Annotated in this window: 2 protein-coding genes and 2 pseudogenes; all 4 read left to right on the top strand. The window is 34.5% G+C overall.

All coding sequences use genetic code 11. The features are described 5' to 3' along the window. A partial coding sequence (locus OZD66_RS02805) for a transposase (protein WP_458695172.1) occupies positions 1 to 386 on the top strand: 386 nt, incomplete at its 5' end. A gap of 125 nt (positions 387 to 511) precedes the next feature. Next, a pseudogene (locus tag OZD66_RS02800) lies at positions 512 to 1,255 on the top strand (molecular chaperone DnaJ); the annotation flags it as partial. A 37-nt stretch (positions 1,256 to 1,292) separates the two neighbouring features. After that, entirely contained in the window at positions 1,293 to 1,931 is a 639-nt protein-coding gene (nth, locus tag OZD66_RS02795; RefSeq protein ID WP_182367067.1) for an endonuclease III, read from the top strand. 140 nt (positions 1,932 to 2,071) lie between these two features. Continuing rightward, positions 2,072 to 2,169: pseudogene (locus tag OZD66_RS02790) on the top strand (IS630-like element ISWpi11 family transposase); the annotation flags it as partial.

The raw sequence follows: 2,169 nt of genomic DNA, 5'->3' as shown, positions 1-2,169 counted from the left end.
AGCATGCCATAAAAGCACTATATGCAGATAGAGCATGTGATAGGCACAAGTTTTATAAGTTGTGTAACGAATATGATATAAAGACAAAAATTCCACCAATAAACAATGCGGCAGAACATCCAGAAATAGATTATATGTCTGACAGGAATGCTGCTATTAGGTTAATAAAATTATACGGTGAAGATGGCATGAAAGAATGGAAAAAAGAAGTAAATTATGGGAAAAGATCTTATATTGAAGGGTTTTTCTCAAGATTAAAGCAAATATTCGGATTTAGTTTTAGGAATAAATCTGAGATAAATCGAGAAAAAGAACTGCTAATCAAATGCTATTTGCTTAATAAATTCACTGATATTGGTATGGCTAAATTTGAGATAGTTACATGAATTTACCATAAATCACCATCTCATAAAGTGTGATGCAACAAAGCCATGTGGAATACTGTTTTTCAGGAGATATTTATAGCAGTTTTTTTGGGCCGTCAGACCATGGCGAGCTTAATAAACGCTTATCAAAACCTAGTATACGGCTATTTCTTTATATTTCTCCTCTAAAGGAAAAAAAGAACCTAGTAGATGAGGATAAAAAAGAATTAGCGTTAAGATTTATAGAACGTAAAAATGCCTTACTATTTATTCGGACTCTTAGTGTTCTACCCTTAGGCCTGTTAACTATAGTTACTATAGGTTGCTATTTTTCATGGTGGATCATAGCATTTAACATCGCTATTAGTAGAGCCTTTGGTTTATTAGTGAATTATTATATGGAAAAGTATAAAAATTCAGAAATTTCCACTGATGAATTCATAAGTAAAATGAACTATATCGCGCTAGGCAGTAAGCTTCTTATCAACTATCCTTTAGCTGCTTTTTCTGTTTATCTACTTACAACAAATTTCATTGCTAATAGATTAACTGTTGGTGGAACCATACTTGGTTCACTATTGTTATTGGCAGTATTAATTGAAATGTTAGCTCCTGTTTTCTCAAAAGGCTGTGAAATATATGCTGAAAAGCACACAAAAGATTTACTAGAAGAGGATCCAAGAGATAGGGTACAAAAGGAAACTGACCTGTTAGGATGGTATGACCCGCGAAAACTATTAATGCCGATAATTATGCCTCTTGTTAGAAAGTGTTTTGCAGAGGTGGCTAACGAATTTGCTGAGAGGAATTTCGATGAAGTGAACACTAATATGTCTGATGTTAACGCTGAACAGCCGTCTGGACCTCAAAAGCAAATTCTTGCACAATAAGAGGTTGGCAGTATAGTATAAGCTTTTAGCTCTATGCATGGACTCAAAAAAAGTAGAACTAATATTTGAAAAGTTTCAACAATCAAATCCTACGCCAAAAATAGAGCTAAATTATACCAATCATTTTACGTTACTGATTGCGATAGTTTTATCAGCGCGGACAACTGATGTAAGCGTTAATAAAATTACAAGAGAACTATTTAATATCGCTGATACGCCAGAAAAAATGCTGAGCTTTGGGCAGAGTGAGCTGAAAAAATGCATAAGCAGTATTGGTTTATATAATTCCAAAGCAAAAAACATAATCGGGCTCAGCAAAATATTGATTGAGAGGTACAATAGCAAAGTGCCTACTGATTTCGATGATTTGGTGTCTTTGCCGGGAGTGGGAAGAAAGAGCGCTAATGTGTTCTTAAATTCGGGGCTTGGCATTCCAACATTGGCAGTTGATACTCACGTTTTTAGAGCGAGCAATAGAATCGGGCTTGTGAAAGAAAAAGATGTGTTTAAAACAGAACAATCTCTTTTAAATGTGGTTCCCAAAAAATACCTGCTTTATGCTCATCATTGGCTAGTTTTGCATGGTAGATATGTTTGCAAAGCACAGAAACCTTCGTGTGAAACGTGCATAATTCATGATTTATGTGAATTTGAGTGCAAAAGGTATAAAGTCTAGTATTTCTTTTTTTGTCATCCAAGTAGCTATAGAAACGAAAAAACTTACTTGACACATTTTGCTGGAATGATACAAGTTATAGCACTTCTCATAATAGTCCAAAAAAGGTAAGATATGGATTTATAGTAGTGATGGTAAGCATGCCAGTAGCATATAGTTATGACTTAAGGAAAAAGGTAATGGAAGCATTGGATGAAGGAGAGAGTGGAGAAACTGTTGCCAAGAGATTTAAGATTGG

Source organism: Wolbachia endosymbiont of Drosophila baimaii (assembly GCF_028982185.1).
In the GTDB taxonomy this organism is placed as follows: domain Bacteria; phylum Pseudomonadota; class Alphaproteobacteria; order Rickettsiales; family Anaplasmataceae; genus Wolbachia; species Wolbachia pipientis.
The sequence above is the reverse complement of the archived record's forward strand: the minus strand, read 5'-3'. Positions and strand labels throughout refer to the sequence as shown.

Bases quoted from the DNA above. Each gene is read 5' to 3' on its own strand.
- nth (WP_182367067.1), top strand. From the start codon at position 1,293: ATGGACTCAAAAAAAGTAGAACTAATATTTGAAAAGTTTCAACAATCA.